The organism is Pseudomonas sp. E141 (genome assembly GCF_052659885.1).
The window spans coordinates 6,102,715-6,124,935 of the sequence record NZ_CP084024.1 but is presented as its reverse complement, the minus strand read 5'-3'; the positions used below and the strand labels follow the sequence as shown (position 1 = coordinate 6,124,935).

Below are 22,221 nucleotides of genomic sequence, written 5' to 3'. Positions count from 1 at the left end.
TATAACCGATAAAAATCGACTTTAGAAGCGATACAGATTTAAAACCACACGCCAGTCGCAAAAAATACCGACAAAAATCGAACTATCAACCACGCAAAACCTTGTGGGAGCGAGCCTGCTCGCAATGCGATCCCCCATCTGACATCGCTGCAGACGGGTTCACCACTATCGCGAGCAAGCCCGCTCCCACAGGGAAAGCGTTTGCCTCAGTTAGTCAAAGCCCCTCGTCCAACACCTTCACCAACATATCGACAAAGAAATCCACGCTCTGGCGGGTGGTGACCATCGGCGGTTTGATCTTGAGGATGTTCAGGTAGTCGCCGGTCGGTTGCATGAAAATACCCAGCTCCCGCAGGCGATTGCACAGCGCCGTGGTTTCTTCGGTGGCCGGCTCAAGGGTGTCGCGGTTGCGGATCAGTTCCACGCCCAGGTAAAAACCGGAGCCATGCACCGCACCGACCAACGGATATCGGTCGATCAAAGCTTGCAGGCGGGCCTTGAAATGCCCACCCACTGCCCGGGCGTTTTCCCACAGTTTTTCTTCTTCCATGACGTCCAGCACGGCCATGCCGATCTGGCAACTGACCGGGCTGCCGCCGGCTGACGAGAAGAAATACCCTTCTGCTTCCAGCGCCTCGGCGATTTCCCGACGGGTGATGACCGCTCCCAGCGGCTGGCCGTTACCCATGCCCTTGGCCATGGTGATGATGTCCGGTACTACATCCTGTTCTTCGAAGCCCCAGAAAAATTCGCCCATGCGCCCGTAGCCGACTTGCACTTCGTCAGCGATGCAGACGCCGCCGCGCTCGCGCACCAGCGCGTAGACCTGCTTCAGATACCCTGGCGGCAATGCAATCCCGCCAGCATTGCCGTACACCGGTTCGCAGATGAAGCCAGCGAGCTGGCGCTTGTGTTCGGCGATTTTTGCCAGGTTGTGCTCGACGCTGCGCAGGTAGTCCGGCGCGCTGTTGGGGCCGCGGAATTCACCGCGATAAGTGTTTGGCGCGGTCACCGGATGCACCCAATCCGGGCGACTGCTCAGGGCCTGAGGGTTGTCGGCAATGGACGTCGAGACCGCATCGGCCGCTACCGACCAGCCGTGATAGGCCTCCAGCACACTGAGCATGTCCCGGCCGCCGCTGTAGGCCCAGGCCAGGCGGATCGCCAGGTCGTTGGCCTCGGTGCCACTGTTGACCAGAAATACCCGATCCATGCCGGGCGGCGCCAGCGCCAGCAAGCGCTCGGAAAACTCGGCAATCGCGGCATAGTGAAAGCGGGAGTTGGTGTTGAGCAGCGACCACTGCCGGGCGGCCACCGCCGCCATGCGCGGATGCCCGTGCCCCAGTACCGCGACGTTGTTGAGCATGTCCAGGTAGGAGCGGCCCTGCATGTCGATCAGGTGATTGCGCCAGCCGCGCTCAATGCGCGGCGGATCAACGTAATAGTGCTTCTGCGAACGGGCAAAGCTCGCATCGCGACGGGCCAGCAACTGCTGGGGGTCGATCTCTGGCTCGGCATCGCAGGCCAGTCCCAGCAGCACCGCTGGTGAGGGGCAGAGCGCCTGCCAGGCCGGCGCCCTGGATGGCGTGCAGAACAACGGCGGATTGAGCTGAGCGCCGCGACACAACTGCACCCGCAACGGTCCATCGACTTCGCCCAAGACCTGGCCCTTGACCAGCGCAGCCCCGGAATGCAGCGGCGATGTCACGCCCCACAGCCGAATGCTCAGTTGCACGCTGTCCAGTTGCAACATGCCGTCGGCAGCCTTGTGCACCACCCCGGCGAACGGCGATTCCAGCGGCGTGCCCCGCGGCACCTGCAATTCTACGTGTAATGGATAAGTATCCGGTTCAACGGCGCTGTCCGGCCGAGTCCGAGACAATCGGTACTGCCCGTAGCGGCTGGCGGCCAATCCATGGACCGCGGCGGCTTCGCTCAGCAGACGCTGGTCGATCCCCTCCTGCTCCCAGTTACCGGCTTCGAAATGCGGGCTCAGGACACCCAGGTCGATCAGGGCGAACTCGCGGCCCACCAAGGTCGGCAACAGCGGCACAAAGCCTTCACTGGCAACGGGTGGCAGATGGTGGCCCACGGACGTGAGGATCGCCGCTTCCATCAGTTCGAACGGGACCGACTGAGCAATTCGGAAAATCTCCCACTCATGGTCCAGATTATCGCGGCTGTATTGATTTTCCGGGTCAATGGATACCTGCTGTTCACCGCTGAGCACCAGCACGGCAGCGCGGGCAACGATCAGCGGCCAAAGCGCCAGCAGCTCCTCATATTGCAGCGGGTTGAGCGCGTTGTAAGCCTTGATCGCCGGCAGGATGAAAAACGGATCGCCGTCGGCATGGTGCAACAAGGCTGCACAGGTCACCGACAGATCGGTAACGCGCCAGGTGCGGATCAGGTCGCCGAAATCGATGACGCCCTGCAATTGCCATTGGCGCTGGGCATCGCGCTGCCAGACCACGTTGTCATCGGTGATGTCCATGTGGATCGCCTGCACCGGCAGGCTGGCCTTGAGCGGCTGCAAGCGGCGTTCGGCCTGTTGCGCCGCCTCAGCGATCAGGTTGCGTTCTTGATCATCGTCGATGACGGGCAGCAGATGGCCGACCAGTGCATTGGCGTGGCGGGCGTCCCATTGCAGGGTGCGCTCCAGGCCAGGGTGATCGAACGTGGCCAGCGCCAGGTCGATTTGTGCGCACAAGCGCCCCAGCCCCGTGACCAGTTCAGGTCCCCAATGGTTAAGCTGGGTAAGCGACTGGCCGTCGATGTACTCCAGCAGTCGCACATGAACCGCTTGTCCTGCGAGCTCCAGGGTCAACAGGTCCTGGCCATTATTGGCGGCGATCACCCGCGGCACTTTTACCGCGCCGTGCTCGGCCAGGTGCTTGAGGGCGGCATGCTGGGCCTGGAGTTCCTGGACGGCATAGTCACCATGGCAAATCTTCAGCACAAACCGTCCGCGCTCGCTGTCGACGCGATAGTTGAGGTCCTGCTGGCTGCCCAAGGGTCGCAGGTCACCGCTGAGTCCGTAATTCGAGCGCAGCAGCACCAGCGCCTGTTCGGCACTGATCTGTGGGCTTGGCAAACTGGCACGGTGAACCAACGTAGCGAGTGGCATACAACGACCCCTGAGGTGGTTTTATCGGATGTCTATCTCGCCATTGAGTCGGGGGATAAGCAACCCCTTTGCCGCAGGTGAATTGCCAAGCGCGTGAGCGTGCCCGGAAATATCCTGCTTGCACCGCCCTCGCCATGCCGACAAGCTATGCTCCAATGCTTTGTTGTTCCACGGAAAAAGGCTTGATCGGATGCGCATTCTCATCACTGGCGGTGCCGGTTTTATCGGCTCGGCGCTTATACGGCACTTGATCCTGGAGACTGGACATCAGGTCCTGAACCTCGACAAGCTGACCTATGCTGGCAATCTCGAATCGCTGAGCAGCATCGAGCACGACAGCCGCTACGAGTTCGTCCAGGCCGATATCGTCGATCAACCGACGGTCAGTGCGATACTGGCAAGGTTCAAGCCTGAGGCCATCATGCATCTGGCGGCCGAGTCCCACGTCGACCGCTCCATCGACGGCCCGGCGGACTTCATCCAGACCAATATCGTGGGCACCTACAGCCTGCTGGAAGCCACCCGCGCCTATTGGCAGACCCTGGCCGAGCCGCAGAAGCGCGCGTTTCGTTTCCATCACATTTCCACCGACGAAGTGTATGGCGACCTGCACGGCGTGGATGATTTGTTCACCGAAACCACCGCCTACGCCCCCAGCTCGCCGTACTCGGCGAGCAAGGCGGCTTCCGACCATCTGGTACGCGCCTGGCAACGCACTTACGGCTTGCCCGTGCTGCTGACCAACTGCTCCAACAACTATGGGCCGTTTCACTTTCCCGAGAAGCTGATTCCGCTGGTGATCCTCAATGCCCTGGCCGGCAAGCCGTTGCCGGTATACGGCGACGGCCAACAAGTGCGCGACTGGCTGTACGTCGAAGACCATGCCCGGGCGCTGCTCAAGGTCGTGGTCGAAGGTGCCGTGGGCGAGACCTACAACATCGGCGGCCACAATGAACAGAAGAACATCGACGTGGTGCGCGGCATCTGCGCCTTGCTCGAAGAACTGGCGCCCCACAAGCCCGACGGCGTGGAGCACTATGCCGACCTGATCACCTTCGTCAAAGACCGCCCCGGCCACGACCTGCGCTACGCCATCGATGCCGGCAAGATCGAGCGTGAACTGGGCTGGACGCCCCGGGAAACCTTCGAGACCGGCCTGCGTAAAACCGTGCAGTGGTACCTCGAAAACCTGCTGTGGTGCCGACGTGTCCAGGACGGTAGCTATCAGGGCGAGCGCCTGGGCTCGCTCGACAACAAGGATGCGATTGCACGATGAAAGGCATTGTTCTGGCCGGCGGCTCCGGCACCCGACTGCACCCGATTACCCTTGGGGTTTCCAAGCAGTTACTACCGGTTTACGACAAGCCGATGATCTATTACCCGATTTCGGTGCTGATGCTCGCCGGCATCAAGGACATCCTGGTGATTTCCACCCCTCAGGACTTGCCGCAATACCGCAATCTGTTGGGCGACGGCAGTCAGTTTGGCGTGCAATTTCAATACGCCGAGCAGCCATCGCCCGATGGTCTGGCCCAGGCGTTCCTGATCGGCGAGCAATTTATCGGCAACGATCCGGTGTGCCTGATCCTGGGCGACAACATTTTTCACGGGCAGCATTTCGGCGAACAACTGCAGACGGCCGCCGCCCGGCAGACGGGCGCGACGGTATTCGGTTACTGGGTCAAAGACCCTGAGCGTTTTGGCGTGATCGATTTCGATGCTCAAGGGCGGGCCATATCCATTGAAGAAAAACCTACCGCGCCCAAATCCAGCTACGCGGTAACCGGCCTGTATTTCTACGATAACGACGTGATCCAGATCGCCAAGACCATCAAACCTTCCAAACGAGGCGAACTGGAAATCACCGACGTCAACAACGCCTACCTGCACCGCGGCGACCTGCACGTCGAGCGTTTCGGCCGTGGTTTCGCCTGGCTGGACACCGGCACCCACGACAGCCTGCTGGAGGCTTCGCAATATGTGCAAACCATCGAGCACCGCCAAGGTTTGAAAGTCGCTTGTCTGGAAGAAATTGCCTACCAACAGGGCTGGGTCAGCCGCGAGCACATCCTTGAGCGCGCCCAGTACTTTGGCAAGACCGGCTACGGCCAATACCTGTTCCAGATCGCTGGAGAGACACGTTGAACGTCATCGCCACCCGCCTGCCTGAAGTCCTGATCATCGAACCGAAGGTTTTCGGTGATGATCGCGGCTTTTTCTATGAGAGTTTCAACGCTCGGGCGTTCGCCGAGGCCACTGGCTGCGCGTTGCAGTTCGTCCAGGATAACCACTCGCGCTCGGCCAGGGGCGTGTTGCGCGGCCTGCATTATCAAATCGAACAGGCCCAGGGAAAACTGGTGCGGGTCATTGCTGGGGAAGTGCTCGACGTGGCGGTGGACATTCGTCGCAGTTCGGCCACTTTCGGGCAATGGGTGGGCGTACGCCTGTCAGCGCAGAACCATCGGCAACTGTGGGTCCCACCAGGCTTCGCCCATGGCTTCGTCGTGCTCAGCGATTACGCTGATTTCCTCTACAAGACCACTGACTACTACGCGCCCTCGGCCGAGCGTTGCATTCGCTGGGATGATCCGGACCTGGCCATCGACTGGGAACTGGAGAGTGCGCCGATCCTGTCACCCAAGGACCAGGCCGGCAAGGCTCTGCACGAGGCCGACCTGTTCCCATGAGTACCTCCTTGCGCATCCTGATCATCGGTCAGAACGGCCAGGTCTCCCGAGCACTCCAGTCGCGCCTGGCCGGCATGGCTGAGTTGATCGTGCGCGGCAGCGACCAACTCGACCTGGCGCGCCCCGATCACCTTCGTTCGCCCATCACTGCCCTGCGGCCTGACCTGATCATCAACGCCGCCGCCCACACCGCCGTCGACCAGGCCGAGAGCGAACCGGAACGGGCCTTCGCCATCAATGCCACGGCGCCGGGCGTCCTGGCTCAAGTGGCGGTCGAGTTGGGTGTCCCGCTGATCCACTACTCCACCGATTACGTCTTCGATGGTCGCAAGCCTGAGCCCTACACCGAGACCGACCCGCCCAACCCGCTGAGTGTCTACGGGCGCAGCAAGCTGGCCGGCGAGGACGCCATTCGCCACGTCGCCGGGCAGCACCTGATTTTGCGCACCAGTTGGGTGTACTCCAACGAAGGCCGCAACTTCCTGTTGACTATGCAACGCCTGCTGCAGGAAAAATCGCACCTGCGGGTGGTGGACGATCAGATCGGCGCACCGACCTGGGCCGGGACTATCGCCGACAGCACCGCCCACTTGATTGAACGTTGGCAGGCCGGCCGGTGCGGCGCCTGGGGGACTTACCACCTGACGGCGCAGGGTGAAACGTCCTGGTTCGGCTTTGCCCAGGCCATCGGCGAGCACCTGATCGAGCAGCACAAACCCTGCGCGGTGCTTGAGCCCATCCCCTCCAGTGCTTACCCGACCCCGGCCCCACGCCCGCTGAACTCGCGTCTGGATTGCACACGCCTGCTTCAGCAATGGGGTGTAAGTCAGCCAGACTGGCAAAGCGCGCTGCACCAGTGCCTTGCCGCCGGACACTAGGCATAATGCGCCTGTCCCCACAGGCGCCTGATGCTCATGAATTCCACTCTTCCCCGCAGACCCCGCTGGCGCAGCCTGGCCTTGCTTGCGCTGTGCCTGGCGCCGTTGCTGTGGCCGCTGGAACATCTGGCCGAGCGTTACTACCGCAGTGAACTGGCGGGGCAGAACCGCCAGACCCTCGATCTCTACGTCGCCAACCTGTTGGGCACCCTGCATCGCTATGAAGTGCTGCCACAGATTCTCGGTGAGCTGCCGGCCCTGCGCGCCACTTTACTGGCACCGGACGACGGCATCATCCAGGGCAATGCCAATCGACTGCTGAAAAACATCAGCGCCCAGACCGGCGCAGAAGTCATGTACCTGATGGACCCCACCGGCAAAACCCTCGCGGCATCGAACTGGGATAAACACGACAGTTTCGTCGGACGCAATTTTGCCTTCCGGCCGTATTACATCGAAGCAATGGCCGGGCGGCTGGGACGCTTCTTCGGCTTGGGCACCACCTCGGCCAAGCGCGGTTACTTCTTCGCCGCTGCCGTGCGCGACCGGGAAAAGGTGATCGGCGTACTGGTGGTCAAGGTTGATCTGGACCACACCGAAAGCCTCTGGGGCAAAACCCCCGAACAACTGCTGGTGACCGACCACAACGGCGTGGTTATCCTCACTTCGCGACAAGAATGGCGATTTCGCGCGACCCGCCCCTTAAGTGACGAGGAGCGCCAGTCCATCAGCGCCGTACAGCCCTACCCGACCCGCGACCCCAAACCGCTGAACCTGGATGCGAACGCCTGGCTGATCCAGACCCAGTCCATGGAGGAGACCGGCTGGAGCGTGAGCATTCTCGCCCCGCGTACCCTGATCGACCGTCCGGTGCGCACCGTGGTGGTCATCGGCGGTGCGGCCTTGCTGGTCCTGATGCTGTTGCTCGGGTTGATGATGCAGCGCCGGCGGCATTACCTGGATCGCATCGCCTTCGAAGGCAAGGCCCGTCAGGAGCTGGAAGGCCGGGTGGCCGAGCGCACCAGTGACCTGGAAGGCCTGAACCGGCGACTCAAGCAAGAGGTTCTGGAACGCGAGCAGGCCCAGCAGGAACTGGTCCGCGCCCAGGATGATCTGGTGCAAGCCGGCAAGCTGTCAGCCCTGGGCACCATGTCGGCCAGCATCAGCCACGAACTCAACCAGCCGCTGGCGGCGATCCGCAGCTATGCCGAAAACGCCGAAATATTGCTCGATCACCAGCGTACCGAGGACGCCCGAGGCAACCTCAAGCTGATCAGTGAGCTGACCGCTCGCATGGCCTCGATCATTGCCCACTTGCGCGCCTTCGCCCGCCGCGACCGTCACGCCCCGGAAAGTGTCGCCCTGCAACCGGCGCTGGACGATGCCCTGGCACTGCTCGCCAAGCGCCGGCGCAGCATGGAAGTGGAACTGATCCGCGACCTGCCGGCCGCCACGCTGTGGGTCGAGGCCGGGGAAACGCGCTTGCGCCAGGTGCTCGGCAACCTGCTGGCCAACGCTCTCGACGCCCTGACTGAAAAAGGCCCGCCGCGCAAACTCTGGCTCAGTGCCCAGGCCACCGAAACCGGCGTCAACCTGTACATCCGCGATAACGGCCCGGGGTTTTGCATGGAAGCCCTTGGTCGCGCGGGCGAGCCCTTCTACACCACCAAGACCCGCACCCAGGGCCTTGGCCTGGGGCTGGCGATTTGCGACACCCTGATGCGCGCCTTCGGCGGTGAACTGTCGTTCGCCAACCACAAGGAAGGCGGCGCCCTGATTACCCTGAAGTTGCGCGCTGGCGCGCCCGGTGTGAGCCTGCAACCGTCCGAGGACCGTAGCGTATGACCATCGATAACCGGATTGAGGTGGTGTTGATCGACGACGATCCCCACTTGCGTCAGGCCTTGAGCCAGACCCTCGACCTGGCCGGCCTGAAGGTCCTGTCCCTGGCCGAGGCCAAAGGCGTGGCCGGGCAACTGTCTCGCGACTGGCCGGGTGTGGTGGTCAGTGACATTCGCATGCCGGGCATCGACGGCCTTGAGTTGCTGAGCGAACTCCATGCCCAGGACCCGGAGCTGCCGGTGTTGCTGATCACCGGCCATGGCGACGTGCCGCTGGCAGTCCAGGCCATGCGCGCCGGAGCCTATGACTTCCTTGAGAAACCTTTCCCCAGCGATCACCTGCTCGACAGCGTGCGCCGGGCCCTGGCCTTGCGGCGCCTGGTACTGGACAACCGCAGCCTGCGCCTGGCCCTGAGCGACCGCCATGAACTCAGCGCCCGGCTCGTCGGCCAATCGCCCTCGATACTGCGCCTGCGCGAGCAGATCGGTGCGTTAGCGGCGACCCGCGCCGATGTGCTGATCCTCGGAGAAACCGGGGCCGGCAAGGAGGTAGTCGCCCGAGCCCTGCACGATCTGTCGGGCCGGCGCAACGGCCCCTTCGTCGCGATCAACGCCGGAGCCCTGGCCGAGTCGGTGGTGGAGAGCGAGCTGTTCGGTCATGAGCCCGGCGCTTTCACCGGCGCGCAGAAGCGCCGCATCGGCAAGTTCGAGTTCGCCAACGGCGGTACGCTGTTTCTCGATGAAATCGAAAGCATGAGCCTGGATGTTCAGGTCAAACTGCTGCGGCTGCTGCAAGAGCGGGTAGTGGAACGACTGGGGGGCAATCAACAGATCCCGCTGGACATCCGCGTCATCGCCGCCACCAAGGAAGACCTGCGTCAGGCCGCTGATCAGGGTCGTTTTCGCGCCGACCTGTATTACCGCTTGAACGTCGCGCCGTTGCGTATCCCCCCGCTGCGTGAACGCGGTGAGGATGCCCTGATGCTGTTCCAGCATTTCGCCGACGAAGCCAGCGCCCGTCACGGCCTGCCGCCCCACGAGTTGCAACCGGCCCAACGGGCATTGCTGCTGCGCCATAGCTGGCCGGGCAACGTGCGAGAATTGCAGAACGCCGCCGAACGGTTCGCCCTGGGTCTGGAACTGGCCCTGGACAACAGCGCGCCCGACGGTAGTCCCGGTGCCCCGGTCGAAGTGATCAGCGGCGGCTTGAGCGAGCAGGTGGAGAACTTCGAGAAAACCCTGATCGCCGCCGAACTGGCCCGCCCTCACAGCTCGGTGCGCAGCCTCGCCGAAGCCCTGGGCATTCCGCGCAAGACCTTGCACGACAAGTTACGCAAGCATGGGCTGAACTTCGGCGACAGCCAGGGCCATGCCTATGAGTCCGATTGAGTCTGCTTGAGTGATTGCCATCTTCCCTTTCAAAAGAGGCCCTGCATGAACCGCGACAGCCGCTACCTGGAATCGATCCTGCACCACGACATCCCGTTGACGCGGGACATGGGCCTGAAGGTGCTCGACTGGCAGGCCCGGCAACTGCGCCTGTTTTTACCGCTGGAGGCCAACGTCAACCACAAGAGCACCATGTTCGGCGGCAGCCTGTACTGCGGCGCAGTGCTGGGCGGCTGGGGCTGGCTACACCTGGCCTTGCGCGAAGAGGGCATTGAGGACGGGCATATCGTCATTCAGGAAGGGCAGATCAGCTATCCACTGCCAGTCACGAGGGACGCCACGGTCATTTGCCAGGCTCCCGAAGAAAAGGTCTGGAAACGCTTCCTGGCCACCTACCGGCGCTACGGACGCGCGCGACTGACCTTGCAGACCCAGGTGATAAATGCCGGGAGCGAAGTTCCAGCGGTGCAATTTGTGGGGCAGTACGTGTTGCACCGCTGACCCCCGAGCATCATAAAAACCCCTGTGGCGAGGGAGCTTGCTCCCGCTCGGCTGCGCAGCAGACGCATTGGGGCCGCTTCGCAGCCCAGCGGGAGCAAGCGCCCTCGCCACAACAACTGTCCCAGGTCCAGCAAGGGGCAGCCGATTCAGGAGCGGGCCAGTTCCAGCAGTTTCCCACGCCACGCCGCCTTTGCCGGCAAGGCCAGGAAGGATTCATTCAGCAGCGACTCCCGCGGCGGATAGCAGAACGGCTCGCCGCGTAGGTCCAGCACCTCGCCGCCCGCACCCTCCAGCACGCCTTGGGCGGCGGCGGTGTCCCACTGGGACGTCGGCGCCAGTCGCGGATAGCAATCCGCCGCGCCCTCGGCCAGCAGGCAGAATTTCAACGAACTGCCGATGCTGGTCAGTTGCAACTCACCCAGGCTCTCGCTCAAGCCGCCCAAGAGACGCTCTTGCTCCGGGCTGGTATGGCGACGGCTGGCGACCACCGTAAAAGCATCACCCGGCGCCGGCACGTTACGCACTTCGATCGGCAAAGGCTCGACCCCCTTGTCGCCACGCCAGGCGCCGAACCCCGCGCCACCGACGTAAAAGCGACCATTGGTGGGCATCGACACTACGCCAAACACCACCCGCCCCTGCTCGACCAGTGCGATATTGACGGTGAACTCTTCGCTGCCGGAAATGAACTCCTTGGTGCCGTCCAGCGGGTCCACCAGCCACCAGCGTTGCCAGCCGGCGCGCACGCTTTGCGCAATATTGGCGTCCTCTTCGGAGAGGATTGCAATATCCGGCGCCAACGCGGTCAGCCCGGCCACGATCACATCGTGAGCGGCCATGTCCGCGGCGGTCACCGGCGATGCGTCGGCCTTATGGTTGACCTGCACATTGGCTCGCCAGAACGGCAGGATCGCCTCACCGGCCTTGAGCGCCAGCTCGACCACAGGGGCCATCAGAGGATGGGGGAAATTCATGACAGGAACGCTCCGCGCTGGGCCAGCAGGTCACGGGCCAGGTACAGCGCCGCCAAGGCCCGGCCCTCCGTGAATTGAGGGTTTTGCGCCAAGGCCGACAACTCACGCAGGTTGACCTTGTCCACGCGCATCGGCTCAGGCTCGTCGCCTTCCAGCCGCTCTTCATAGAGATCGGTCGCCAGCACCACCTGGATCTTCTGGCTCATGTAGCCGGGGGACAGGGACAGTTCAGTCAGGTGTTCCAACTGACGTGCACCATAGCCGGCCTCTTCTTTAAGCTCCCGCTCAGCCGCCGCCAACACGTCTTCACCCGGCTCGATCAACCCCTTGGGCAGGGACAATTCGTAGGCATCGGTGCCGCCGCAGTATTCTTCCACCAACACGGCGTGATCGGCGTCGAGCATCGCCACGATCATTACCGCGCCGTAACCTGCGCCCTTGCCCGCCAAACGCTCATAGGTGCGCTCCACGCCGTTGGAAAACCGCAGTTTCAGTTCTTCCACGCAAAACAGGCGGCTGGTGGCGACGATCCGTCGATCGAGTATGGTGGGTTTCTGGCGCATAAACGGCTCCCTGGGCGATAGCGGGCTACTATACCCGGCCTATTCTGATTGTTTGTGTCGGATATCCGATTACCGCTGGAGAAGTTTTATGGCCTTGCTGCCCTGGCACGAGATCGACACGGTGCTGCTGGACATGGACGGCACCCTGCTGGACCTGCATTACGACAACCATTTCTGGATGGAACACTTGCCCCAACGCTACGCCGAACTGCATGGCGTGAGCCGGGCCATGGCGGAGCTGGAGTTGCAGCCGCTGTTCGAGCGCAACGCCGGTCAATTGCAGTGGTATTGCCTGGACTTCTGGAGCAGCGAGTTGAAATTGCCGGTGCGCGAACTGAAGCTGGAAACCGCGCACCTGATTGCCCTGCGCCCGGACGCCGACACGTTCCTGGCGGCGATCCAGCGGGCGGGTAAACGGGTGGTAATGATCACCAACGCCCATCGCGACTCATTGTCCCTGAAGCTGGAACGCATCGAACTGGCCCCTTACTTCGAACGTTTGATCAGCTCTCACGACTACGGTTTCCCCAAGGAAAGCCCGCAGTTCTGGGATGCCCTGCAAGCCGATCTGAACTTCGACCCGGCCCGCAGCCTGTTTATCGACGACACCTTGCCAGTGCTGCGCAGCGCCCGGGAATTCGGCGTGGCACACCTGCTGGCGGTCAGCGTACCGGACAGCCGCAAAGGGCCGAAGGATACGGGGGAGTTCGAGGCGTTGGGGGATTATCGGGATTTGATTGCCGGGCTTTGATAGCCGGCCGTTTGCATCGCGAGCAGGCTCGCTCTCACAAGGTTCCTTGTTCGCCACAGATCCAGTGTGGGAGCGAGCCTGCTCGCGATGAAGACGATGCGGTCCTCAAGCTTTATTCGGGAATGCGCAGCACCTGCCCCGGATAGATCTTGTCCGGATGCGACAGCATCGGTTTGTTGGCTTCAAAAATCTTGTTGTACTTGTTCGCATCGCCATAAACACGCTTGGAAATGGCGCTCAGGGTGTCACCTTTTACGACGGTAACGAACTTGGCCTCAGTGGCCACAGGACCCGTCACGGTGATTTGGTCATCGACTTCACTGATACCGTGCACGTTGCCCAGCGCCAACAAAATCTTTTCTTTCTCTTCCTGGGTCGCGGCTTCACCCGAGGCAATGACTTTTTCGCCCTCGACTTTCACCTGGATCTTTGAAGTATCAATGCCTGTCAGCGCCTCCTTTACGTGATTGGTCAGCGCTTCGCTGTTGGCCTGTGCCTTGTCGGGCGTCAGTGCATCAAGAATTTTCTCACCGGCATCTTTCAAAAAACTGAAAAGGCTCATCGTGTTCTCTCCATAGGTTTAAGTGTCCAGACGCAAAAGCCTAGACCAAGCCAAACGAACCCGGTTCCCAGCCGACCAATGACCCTGCCGCGCACAAAGCGCTAGAATCCCAACCTTCCCGCGCCCTGGAACGAAGATGGACATCAAGCAGCTGAAATTTCTCATCGCGCTCGACGAAACCCGCCACTTCGGCCAGGCGGCCGCGCGCTGCCACATCACTCAACCGACCCTGTCAATGCGCCTGCGCAGCCTTGAAGAAGAGCTGGGTCTGCCGCTGGTCAATCGAGGACAGCGCTTTGAAGGTTTCACCGCTCCGGGGGAGCGGGTGTTGGCCTGGGCACGCACGGTCATGGCGGCCTATGACGGTCTACAGGCCGAAGCGGCGGCCTGCCGTGGCAACCTGGTGGGTACCCTGCGCCTGGGTGTGGTGCCATTGTCGGACTTCGATCCGTTGTCGATGATGCAGCGGCTGCACAGCGAGCACCCTAACCTGCATTTCGAATTGTCATCCTTAAGCTCCGAACGCATCCTCGAACAACTGGCGAACAACCGCATCGACCTGGGCATTTCCTATCTGGAGCGCCTGGACACCGAGCGCTTCGACGCCCTGCCCTTCAACCATACGCGCATGGGCTTGCTCTTTGACCAGCGATACTTCTATTTCGGCGAGCAGCCGCTGAGCTGGGAGGCGCTGATCGAGTTGCCCCTGGGCATGCTCACCAGCGGCATGCATTTTCGTCAGTCCATCGACCACAACTTCCACAGTCGAGGCCTCACACCCCGCCCTCTGCTGCAAACCGACGCAGTGCATCAATTGTTACAAGCCGTGCACGGCGGACTGTGTTGCGCAGTGATGCCGCTGGACAGTGGCGTGGGCATGCTGACCCAGGACTTGCGCATCCAGCCCATCGAAGACGCGCAAACCCTGGTCCCACTGGGTCTGATCATGCGCCGCGGCGCTCCACGCTCGGCTTTGGCGGAAGCTTGCTTCGCCCTCTATCAGAAATCATCAACGACATCTTGATCGACGTCATCTATTGATAGATCAGTAATAGCGATTAGACGTGGCAGATTGCCGCATTTAGTCTTATCACTATTCCCACTGTCAGTGATGCCTATGAACGACAAGCCTCCGGTCTGTTCTGCGCCTGCGGAGAAAATACCCGCGCCAGCCGCCAGCCAGAGCTATCGCTACTGCAACCTGGACCATTCCCAATCGGACAGCACCGCGCTGGCCGAGGAAGTGGCGCTGGCGATCGCCTATAACGGCATCAGTCAGGCCGTCATGCTGGTCACGCCGTCTGACCTTGAAGACTTCATCGTCGGCTTCAGCCTAGGCAGCGGCATCATTGAACACCCTGCGGACATCTATGACGTGCAACTGAGCGGCGACGGGTCTGCGCAATACGCCCAGGTAACCATCGCCAACCGCGCCTTCTGGAACCTCAAGCAACAACGCCGACAACTGGCCGGCACCAGTGGCTGCGGGCTTTGCGGGGTGGAAGCGGTGGAGCAGGCATTACCGAACCTCAAGGCACTGCCCGGCACGCCACTGCCACCGGCCCAGTGGCTCGAAGGCCTGCGTCAACGCATCGGCCAGTTCCAGCCCCTGGGCCAGCATTGCGGCGCGGTCCACGCGGCCCTGTTCATGAACGCCCAAGGCCAATTGCTGCTGGGACGCGAAGATATCGGCCGGCACAACGCGCTCGACAAACTGATCGGCGCGCTGATCCGGCAACAGATCCCGGTGAACGGAGGCGTGGCGATCGTCACCAGTCGTTGCAGCCTCGAATTGATCCAGAAGGTGTTGCGCGCCGGCATCCAGACCCTGGTCAGCCTGTCGTCACCCACCGGCCTTGCCGTGCAGTGGGCCCGCCAGCACAACCTCAATCTCATCCACCTGCCGCAGAAAAGTGCGCCGCGGGTCTATAGCCCTGCGATGGAGAATCAAGCGTGAGCAATCATCAACAAGCCGATCAGAAACCCGTACCGCGCTACAAGCCCTACAAGGGCCCGGCCGGTGGTTGGGGCGCGCTGATCAGCGTCGCCCAGGCCTGGCTGACCAGCGACAATGCGCTGAAGAACCTGCGCATGATGCTCAAGACCAACCAGAACGGCGGCTTTGACTGCCCAGGCTGTGCCTGGGGCGACTCGCCGGAAAGCGGCATGGTCAAGTTCTGCGAGAACGGCGCCAAAGCCGTGAACTGGGAAGCGACCAAGCGCCGTGTCGATGGCGCATTCTTCGCCAAACACAGTGTGACGTCGCTGCTGGAGCAGAGCGACTATTGGCTGGAATACCAGGGGCGCCTGACCGAGCCACTGAGCTACGACGCCGAAACCGACCGCTACAAACCCATCAGTTGGGAAGCGGCCTTTGCCCTGATCGGCAAACACTTGCAGGGGCTCTCCAGCCCGAACCAGGCTGAGTTCTATACCTCGGGCCGGGCCAGCAACGAAGCAGCCTACCTTTATCAGTTGTTCGTGCGCGCCTACGGCACCAACAACTTTCCCGACTGCTCGAACATGTGCCATGAAGCCAGTGGCGTGGCGCTGTCTCAGAGTGTCGGCGTAGGCAAAGGCACCGTGACTTTCGACGATTTCGAGCACGCCGACGCGATTTTCGTCTGGGGCCAGAACCCGGGCACCAACCATCCACGCATGCTCGAACCGCTGCGCGAAGCAGTGAAACGCGGCGCCCAGGTGGTGTGCATCAACCCGCTCAAGGAGCGTGGCCTGGAGCGTTTCCAGCACCCGCAAAACCCGATCGAGATGCTTACCAACGGGGATAAACCGACCAACTCCGCCTATTTCCGTCCAGCACTGGGTGGCGACATGGCCGTGCTGCGGGGCATGGCCAAGTTCCTGCTGCAATGGGAACGTGAGGCGCAAAACACCGGCGCTGCTGCAGTGTTCGACCACGCGTTCCTGAACGAACACAGCATCGACGTACTGGATTACCTGGCCGTGGTCGATGACACGCCATGGGAGCAGATCGTTGAGCAGTCGGGCTTGACCCTGGTCGAGATCGAACAAGCGGCGCGCATGTACGCCATCAGCAAGAACGTGATCATGTGCTGGGCGATGGGCATCACCCAACACCGCCATTCGGTGGCGACCATCCAGGAAATCGCCAACCTGATGCTGCTGCGCGGCAACATCGGCCGGCCGGGCGCCGGCCTGTGCCCGGTTCGCGGCCACAGTAACGTGCAGGGCGACCGGACCATGGGCATCAACGAGCGTCCGCCGGCGGCGTTCCTTGACTCGCTGGAGCGTCGCTTCCAGTTCAAGGTGCCGCGCGAGAATGGCCACAACGTGGTCGAAGCGATCCACGCCATGGCTGACGGCCGGGCGAAGGTCTTCATCGCTCTGGGCGGCAACTTCGCCCAGGCCACCCCGGACAGTGATCGGACGTTCCAGGCGTTGGGCAATTGCGACCTGACTGTGCAGATCAGCACCAAGCTCAACCGCAGCCATCTGGCTCATGGAAAAGAGGCGCTGATCCTACCGTGCCTGGGCCGTACCGACATCGACCTGCAAGTCGAAGGCGCACAAGCGGTGACCGTGGAAGACTCCTTCAGCATGGTCCATGCATCCAATGGCCAATTGCAGCCGCTGTCGAACCAGATGCGTTCCGAGCCCTGGATCATTGCCGGCATCGCCGCCGCCACACTGGGCCACCACCCGGTGGACTGGAACTGGCTGGTGGCGGACTACAACCGCATCCGCGACCTGATCGCCGATACCATCCCGGGGTTCAAAGACTTCAACGAAAAGCTCCAGAACCCCGGCGGCTTCTATCTGGGTAACAGCGCCGGTGCACGTCGCTGGAACACCGCCTCAGGCCGCGCCAACTTCAAGCCCAACCGGTTGCCGACCGACCTGGTGCATGAGCGCACCCGCGCCACCGGGCAGTTGCCTGACCTGATCATGCAGTCCATGCGCTCCCACGATCAGTACAACACCACCATCTATGGCCTCGATGACCGCTATCGCGGCGTGAAGGGCCAGCGTGACGTGTTGTTCGTCAACGAAGCGGACATCATTCGACTGGGCTTCAAACCTGGGCAGAAGGCCGACATCGTCTCGCTCTGGGATGACGGCCGCGAGCGACGGGTCAAAGGCTTTACCCTGTTGGCATTCGACATTCCCGCCGGACAGGCCGCCGCCTATTACCCTGAAGTGAATCCGTTGGTGCCGTTGGAGAGCACCGGCGACGGCAGCCATACCCCGACTTCGAAATTCGTGGCGATCCGTCTGGAAGCGGCGAGCGAGAATGGGCTGATTCTGGCCAAGTCGGCCTGACACAACGTGCCAGGAGATTAGGTTGTGTGGGAGCAAGGCTTGGCTCCCACAATCCTACTTTTCAATCGCCCACAAAAAAGGCCGTTTTCCATAGAAAACGGCCTGTCCGAAGTAGCTAAAGACCGGCGAAAATCTGTTAAGTTCCGCTCAAAAAACAATAACTTATCGAATTGTGCACAAGTCGTGTTACTCGTCGGATTTCGATTGTAACCAAGCGAAGCCAGCCTCAGGATCGCGCCGTCATCCCTTTGAGGCTCCTCTATGAAGTTCTCCTCGATTCTCTTGTTGTCCCTTGGCCTGATCAGTGGCGCAGCCTCTGCCGGTGGCACCACCGAAGCAGGCGTGGGCGGCGCATTGGGCGGGGTTCTGGGTTCTGTGGTCGGCCAGTCCTTGGGCGGCAACACCGGGTCCACCATCGGCGCAGCCTTGGGTGGCGCGGGTGGCAGTGCGGTCGGTGCGGACAAACGCAGCCGCGGCGAAGCAGCGATTGGCGGTGCGCTGGGCGCAGCCGGCGGTAACGTGGTCGGCCGTAGCGTAGGCGGCACCACCGGCAGCCTGATCGGTGCAGCAGCAGGCGGCGGCGCTGGCGGTGCACTGGGCAACTATATGGGCAAGGACGATGACGACGATCGTCGTTATGACGGTCGCCGTGGTGATCGCCGTTACTACCGTGACGGCCATCCAGGTCGTGGCCATGCCTATGGGCATCGCAAGCACAAGCACAAACATCGCTATCACGACGATTGATCACTGGCTCTAACCAGTAGTCGATAGAAAATCGCAGTCTTCGTCAGCGCTTCTCAAGCGTCTGACAGGAGACTGCGATTTTTCGCTTAAATCACCAGCCGTTCCAAAGCGGCGCGCAACCGATCCGGAATCGCCACTGGCCGATTCGAAGACCGCTCCACAAAAACATGCACAAAGCGCCCCGCCGCGCAGGCCTCCTCCTCCCCCGCCTTGAACACCGCCAGCTCATACTGCACTGAACTGCTGCCCAGCTTCCCCACCCGCAGACCGATTTCAATCCGGTCGGGAAAGGCGATCGAGGCAAAGTAGTCGCAAGCCGAACTCACCACGAACCCCACCACCTCCCCATCGTGGATATCGAGGCCGCCGACCTCGATCAGATAAGTGTTCACCGCCGTGTCGAAAAAACTGTAATAAGTCACGTTGTTGACGTGACCGTACACGTCGTTGTCGTGCCAGCGTGTGGTGATCGGTTGCAGGTGCGGGTATTCGCTACGTTGGGGCATCAGGTGTCCTTTACGGTTGCTCAATGGTTCATGCGTTGTTCAGGATTTTGAGGCCTGGTGTTGTGCGAATCCCTTGCCCTGGGCCGCCAGCTCCCCGATCAGACGCGCGGGCTTCCAGTGGTCCCCCTGCTTCGTTTCGAGTTCCAGCAGCCGTGCATGGATGTCTTCAAGTCCCTGATGGTCGGCCCAGGCCATCGGGCCGCCCTTGTCCGCGGGGAAGCCGTAGCCGTTGAGATACACCAGGTCGATGTCATGAGCCGACTCGGCAATACCTTCCTGCAGGATTTTCGCGCCCTCATTGACCAGCGCCAGCAAGCAACGCTCGAGGACTTCCTCGGGGCCGATCTCGCGACGCTGAAAACCCAACGTTTCACTGACTCGCTGCACCAGCGCATCGACCTCTACATCATGCTCGGCCTGGCGACTGCCGGCTTCGTAGTGATAGTACCCGTTGCCGCTTTTCTGGCCGAACCGACCCAGTTCGCACAAACGGTTGTCCACTTGCACCTCGGGTGCATCCTGACCTTTGCCCGCCAGTTCCCGAGCGCGCCACTCCAGGTCGATGCCGACGACGTCGTACATGCGAAACGGCCCCATGGCGAAGCCGAAACCCTGCAATGCCGCGTCAACCTGATGGGGAAACGCCCCTTCCAGCAGCATCTTGCGCGCCTCCAGCACATAGGGGTGAAGCATCCGATTGCCGATGAACCCGTGGCAATTGCCCGACACCACGCTGACCTTGCCCATGCGCTTGCCCAATACCAGGGCTGCGTCCAGCACCGCTTTGGAGGTTTGCGCACCACGAACGATTTCCAGCAACTTCATGATGTGCGCCGGGCTGAAGAAGTGCAGACCCAACACCTGGGTGGGGCGGCGGGTGACGGCGGCAATCGCATCGATGTCCAGCGCCGAGGTGTTGCTCGCCAGAATGGCTTGCGGCTTGAGCAAGCCGTCCAGCTCGCGGAAGATCTTCTGCTTGAGCTCAAGGTTCTCGTAAACCGCCTCGATGACCAGATCCACATTGCGGATCGCCGCGTAGTCATCTGCCCGCGTCACCCTGGCGATTCGGGCATCGGCTTCACCCTGGTCGATACGGCCCTGGCGCACGTTGTGGGCATAAGTATCGGCCACGGCAGCTAACGCCTGTTCCAGCATCTGCGGGTTGTTGTCGACCCACTGCACCGTCACGCCGGCGTTGGCCAGGCACATCACGATGCCCCGCCCCATAGTGCCTGCACCGACTACGGCGGCGCGCTGAATATCGAAGGGTGTCTGGCTCATGTTTGCTCTCTTGTTGGCGATCCAAAGACAGCCCTCACCTTAGTCAGCCGCAGAATATTTTTGAAATTTATTCGTGTGATGGCGGGCATTCATCGGATGGATGCGGATTACAAAGCCGCTTGAACCCAGCGGCGAACTTCGGCGTATGGGTAATCCTCCAGCTGCGCATATCCTGGAATCGTCCGTGCCTTCAGTTTGGTGAACAACGGCACGCTGATGCCGCAGAGGAACCGGGTCACCCGCTCCGCAGAGGGTGCACTGCCGGTATGCTGCTCGTGCCTGTTGATAAAGTCGCCACACAGTGCGTTGAAGTCTCTGTCCACCAGTACTGGTAATGGTGGTGGCTCCGGCAGACGGGCAACGTGTCCATGGCACACCGAACAATGACCACAGCGCTGCGGTGCACTTTCATCGCCGAAATACTGGGCCAACCGATAACCGAGGCAATGATCGGTGGCGAACAGTTCGAGCATCGCGTGGATCCGCGCGATCTCCCCACGCTCGTGCCGGGTGAAATAGTCGTGCAACTCGGCGCTCAGCGCCTGAACGTCGAACCCTGCTTCAAGCACGTTATACACCTCGGTCATCTGTTTGCTTTCCAGCTCGACCCAGCCCTTTTCCTGAAAGTAATCCAGCGCCTTGACCACGCGGTTACGCTCGGCGTGATACAGCTGGTACATCCCGTCGAAATCCACCGTGGCCCAGGTACGGGCACGGCTGGAGGTCTGGATGATGGCCGAGACAAACGCCTGACGCTCCCCTTCGAAGTGCTCGAGCAATGCCTGCGGCTCGATCAGAAACTTGAAGCGATACTCCGCGAAATAGGCATAACGCGGCGCGATCAGCCGGCGCAGTTCCAATTGCACCAGCAGCGTCTTGAGCGGCAGTTGCCGGATGTTGCTCTTGTCCGCCAGCGGCCCCAGCAAAAACTCCCATTGGCCATCGGCAGCTGCGGCCTTCAACTCATCAAGCACGCACCGAATACCCGCCAGCTCCGGCGTATCGCCATAAACAAAGTTTTCCAGCACGTTGAGGCTGTCACGGTTGGCCAGGACCAGACAATCGGACGGCAACCCGTCACGCCCCGCCCGGCCGATCTCCTGGCTGTAGTTCTCGATGGATTTAGGCAGGTCGAAATGCGCCACGTTGCGGATATCACTCTTGTCGATACCCATGCCGAAGGCGATGGTCGCAACGATGCAATTGCACTGCCCGCCCATGAACCGGCGCTGGATGGCTTCGCGTTGTTCATGAGGTAAGCCGGCGTGATAAGCCTCGGCCCCAATCCCATGCTGGCTCAAGTGCTCGGCAATCTGCTCGGCGGTTCGCTGCAAGGTGACATAGACGATGCTCGGCTGCCCGGCTCGCTCGCCCAGCCATTGCACCAGTCGCCGCCGTTTATCCGCGCCGCGCACCGGTTCCACCAGCAGGTTGAGGTTGGGTCGATAGAAGCCGGTGGTGACCACATCGTCGGGGGCGATGGCGAACTTCGCCTGCATGTCCGCGATGACTTTGGGCGTTGCGGTGGCCGTCAACAGCAACACCTGGGGAATGTCGAACTGACGCTGGTAGTCGGGGAGCTTGAGGTAGTCGGGACGAAAGTTATGCCCCCATTCGGAAATACAGTGGGCTTCATCTACCACCAGCAACGAGATCGGTACCTGCTGCAGGAAATTGCGAAAGCGCTCGTTCTTCAGCCGCTCCACCGAAATCATCAGAATCTTCAACTCGCCCGAACGGGCCCGTGCCATGACCTCGCTGGCTTCGTCACGACGCTGGACTGAATCGATACTCGCCGCCGCAATGCCATGGCGATGCAGGAACGCCAGTTGGTCCTGCATCAGTGCCAGCAGCGGCGAGACCACCAGGGTCAGATGCGGTAATAGCAGGGCCGGCAATTGATAGCACAGGGACTTGCCCGAGCCGGTAGGAAAAATGGCCGCTGCCGACCGACCGGCAAGTACTGCGCTGACGGCAGCTTCCTGACCGGGGCGAAACTGCGGATAACCGAAAACCTGTTCCAGGGTGCTGTGCATAGGCGGTCACTCCTTGACTGCTGCGATGCCAAAAGCCTAGCCGGACGGCGCAGGGAGTCGAGAAAAGGTTTGGGGG

19 protein-coding genes are annotated in these 22,221 nt (G+C 61.5%); 12 read left to right on the top strand and 7 right to left on the bottom strand.

The window, feature by feature from the left end; all coding sequences use genetic code 11:
* Window positions 1-214: 214 nt before the first annotated feature.
* The gene (locus GKKCFE_RS27345; RefSeq protein ID WP_107323077.1) at window positions 215-3,127 is read right to left on the bottom strand and encodes an aminotransferase; all 2,913 of its coding nucleotides are present in this window, start codon (window positions 3,125-3,127) and stop codon (window positions 215-217) included.
* A 190-nt stretch (window positions 3,128-3,317) separates the two neighbouring features.
* On the opposite strand from GKKCFE_RS27345, the gene rfbB reads away from it, so the two are divergent.
* From rfbB to GKKCFE_RS27310, 7 genes are read left to right on the top strand one after another with little or no spacing between them, the layout of a single operon-like run.
* A complete protein-coding gene (gene rfbB / locus GKKCFE_RS27340) occupies window positions 3,318-4,403 on the top strand; it encodes a dTDP-glucose 4,6-dehydratase (RefSeq protein ID WP_445577335.1) in 1,086 nt (361 codons plus the stop codon).
* Window positions 4,400-5,272 carry a glucose-1-phosphate thymidylyltransferase RfbA gene (rfbA, locus tag GKKCFE_RS27335; RefSeq protein ID WP_445577334.1) on the top strand — a complete coding sequence of 291 codons (873 nt, stop codon included), beginning with the start codon at window positions 4,400-4,402 and terminating at the stop codon, window positions 5,270-5,272. Before rfbB ends, rfbA begins: the two co-directional genes overlap by 4 nt.
* The gene (gene rfbC, locus GKKCFE_RS27330; protein WP_139048818.1) at window positions 5,269-5,814 is read left to right on the top strand and encodes a dTDP-4-dehydrorhamnose 3,5-epimerase; all 546 of its coding nucleotides are present in this window, start codon (window positions 5,269-5,271) and stop codon (window positions 5,812-5,814) included. Before rfbA ends, rfbC begins: the two co-directional genes overlap by 4 nt.
* The gene (gene rfbD / locus GKKCFE_RS27325) at window positions 5,811-6,692 is read left to right on the top strand and encodes a dTDP-4-dehydrorhamnose reductase (RefSeq protein WP_047226862.1); all 882 of its coding nucleotides are present in this window, start codon (window positions 5,811-5,813) and stop codon (window positions 6,690-6,692) included. The genes rfbC and rfbD overlap by 4 nt, the downstream gene beginning before the upstream one ends.
* Window positions 6,693-6,728: 36 nt before the next feature.
* Complete coding sequence (locus GKKCFE_RS27320; RefSeq protein WP_445577333.1) at window positions 6,729-8,537, top strand: sensor histidine kinase; 1,809 nt, start codon at window positions 6,729-6,731, stop codon at window positions 8,535-8,537.
* Window positions 8,534-9,922 carry a sigma-54-dependent transcriptional regulator gene (locus GKKCFE_RS27315; protein WP_445577332.1) on the top strand — a complete coding sequence of 463 codons (1,389 nt, stop codon included), beginning with the start codon at window positions 8,534-8,536 and terminating at the stop codon, window positions 9,920-9,922. The genes GKKCFE_RS27320 and GKKCFE_RS27315 overlap by 4 nt, the downstream gene beginning before the upstream one ends.
* A 45-nt stretch (window positions 9,923-9,967) precedes the next feature.
* Window positions 9,968-10,423, top strand: coding sequence for a YiiD C-terminal domain-containing protein (locus GKKCFE_RS27310; RefSeq protein ID WP_316912459.1), 456 nt, complete (start codon window positions 9,968-9,970; stop codon window positions 10,421-10,423).
* A 146-nt stretch (window positions 10,424-10,569) separates the two neighbouring features.
* Here GKKCFE_RS27310 and cysQ read toward each other — a convergent pair whose 3' ends face one another.
* Window positions 10,570-11,397, bottom strand: a complete 828-nt coding sequence (gene cysQ / locus GKKCFE_RS27305; RefSeq protein ID WP_339492252.1) for a 3'(2'),5'-bisphosphate nucleotidase CysQ — start codon at window positions 11,395-11,397, stop codon at window positions 10,570-10,572.
* Window positions 11,394-11,960 (bottom strand): ADP compounds hydrolase NudE, encoded by a 567-nt coding sequence (gene nudE / locus GKKCFE_RS27300; RefSeq protein WP_316912458.1) that lies wholly within the window; start codon window positions 11,958-11,960, stop codon window positions 11,394-11,396. Before nudE ends, cysQ begins: the two co-directional genes overlap by 4 nt.
* Window positions 11,961-12,048: 88 nt before the next feature.
* On the opposite strand from nudE, the gene yrfG reads away from it, so the two are divergent.
* Window positions 12,049-12,711 carry a GMP/IMP nucleotidase gene (yrfG, locus tag GKKCFE_RS27295; protein WP_139048815.1) on the top strand — a complete coding sequence of 221 codons (663 nt, stop codon included), beginning with the start codon at window positions 12,049-12,051 and terminating at the stop codon, window positions 12,709-12,711.
* A 112-nt stretch (window positions 12,712-12,823) separates the two neighbouring features.
* On the opposite strand, the gene lysM is transcribed toward yrfG, so the two are convergent.
* Complete coding sequence (lysM, locus tag GKKCFE_RS27290) at window positions 12,824-13,273, bottom strand: peptidoglycan-binding protein LysM (RefSeq protein ID WP_047226856.1); 450 nt, start codon at window positions 13,271-13,273, stop codon at window positions 12,824-12,826.
* 136 nt (window positions 13,274-13,409) lie between these two features.
* Here lysM and GKKCFE_RS27285 point away from each other — a divergent pair, with 136 nt between their 5' ends.
* The 4 genes from GKKCFE_RS27285 (at window position 13,410) to GKKCFE_RS27270 (ending at window position 18,322) form a co-directional block, all read left to right on the top strand.
* Window positions 13,410-14,297, top strand: a complete 888-nt coding sequence (locus GKKCFE_RS27285) for a LysR family transcriptional regulator (protein ID WP_139048814.1) — start codon at window positions 13,410-13,412, stop codon at window positions 14,295-14,297.
* Between the two features lie 93 nt (window positions 14,298-14,390).
* Entirely contained in the window at window positions 14,391-15,230 is an 840-nt protein-coding gene (gene fdhD / locus GKKCFE_RS27280) for a formate dehydrogenase accessory sulfurtransferase FdhD (RefSeq protein ID WP_107323085.1), read from the top strand.
* A complete protein-coding gene (locus tag GKKCFE_RS27275; protein WP_047226853.1) occupies window positions 15,227-17,575 on the top strand; it encodes an FdhF/YdeP family oxidoreductase in 2,349 nt (782 codons plus the stop codon). The genes fdhD and GKKCFE_RS27275 overlap by 4 nt, the downstream gene beginning before the upstream one ends.
* Before the next feature lie 261 nt (window positions 17,576-17,836).
* A complete protein-coding gene (locus tag GKKCFE_RS27270) occupies window positions 17,837-18,322 on the top strand; it encodes a glycine zipper domain-containing protein (protein ID WP_047226852.1) in 486 nt (161 codons plus the stop codon).
* Window positions 18,323-18,408: 86 nt separating this feature from the next.
* Here the strand turns inward: GKKCFE_RS27270 and GKKCFE_RS27265 are convergent, their stop codons facing one another.
* From GKKCFE_RS27265 to GKKCFE_RS27255, 3 genes are all read right to left on the bottom strand, one after another.
* The gene (locus GKKCFE_RS27265) at window positions 18,409-18,828 is read right to left on the bottom strand and encodes an acyl-CoA thioesterase (RefSeq protein ID WP_047226851.1); all 420 of its coding nucleotides are present in this window, start codon (window positions 18,826-18,828) and stop codon (window positions 18,409-18,411) included.
* A 39-nt stretch (window positions 18,829-18,867) separates the two neighbouring features.
* On the bottom strand, window positions 18,868-20,109 hold the full coding sequence (locus GKKCFE_RS27260; protein ID WP_047226850.1) for a 3-hydroxyacyl-CoA dehydrogenase: 1,242 nt from the start codon (window positions 20,107-20,109) through the stop codon (window positions 18,868-18,870).
* A gap of 107 nt (window positions 20,110-20,216) precedes the next feature.
* Window positions 20,217-22,145: a RecQ family ATP-dependent DNA helicase gene (locus GKKCFE_RS27255; protein ID WP_445577331.1), complete on the bottom strand. Its 1,929-nt coding sequence runs from the start codon at window positions 22,143-22,145 to the stop codon at window positions 20,217-20,219.
* Between the last annotated feature and the right edge of the window lie 76 nt (window positions 22,146-22,221).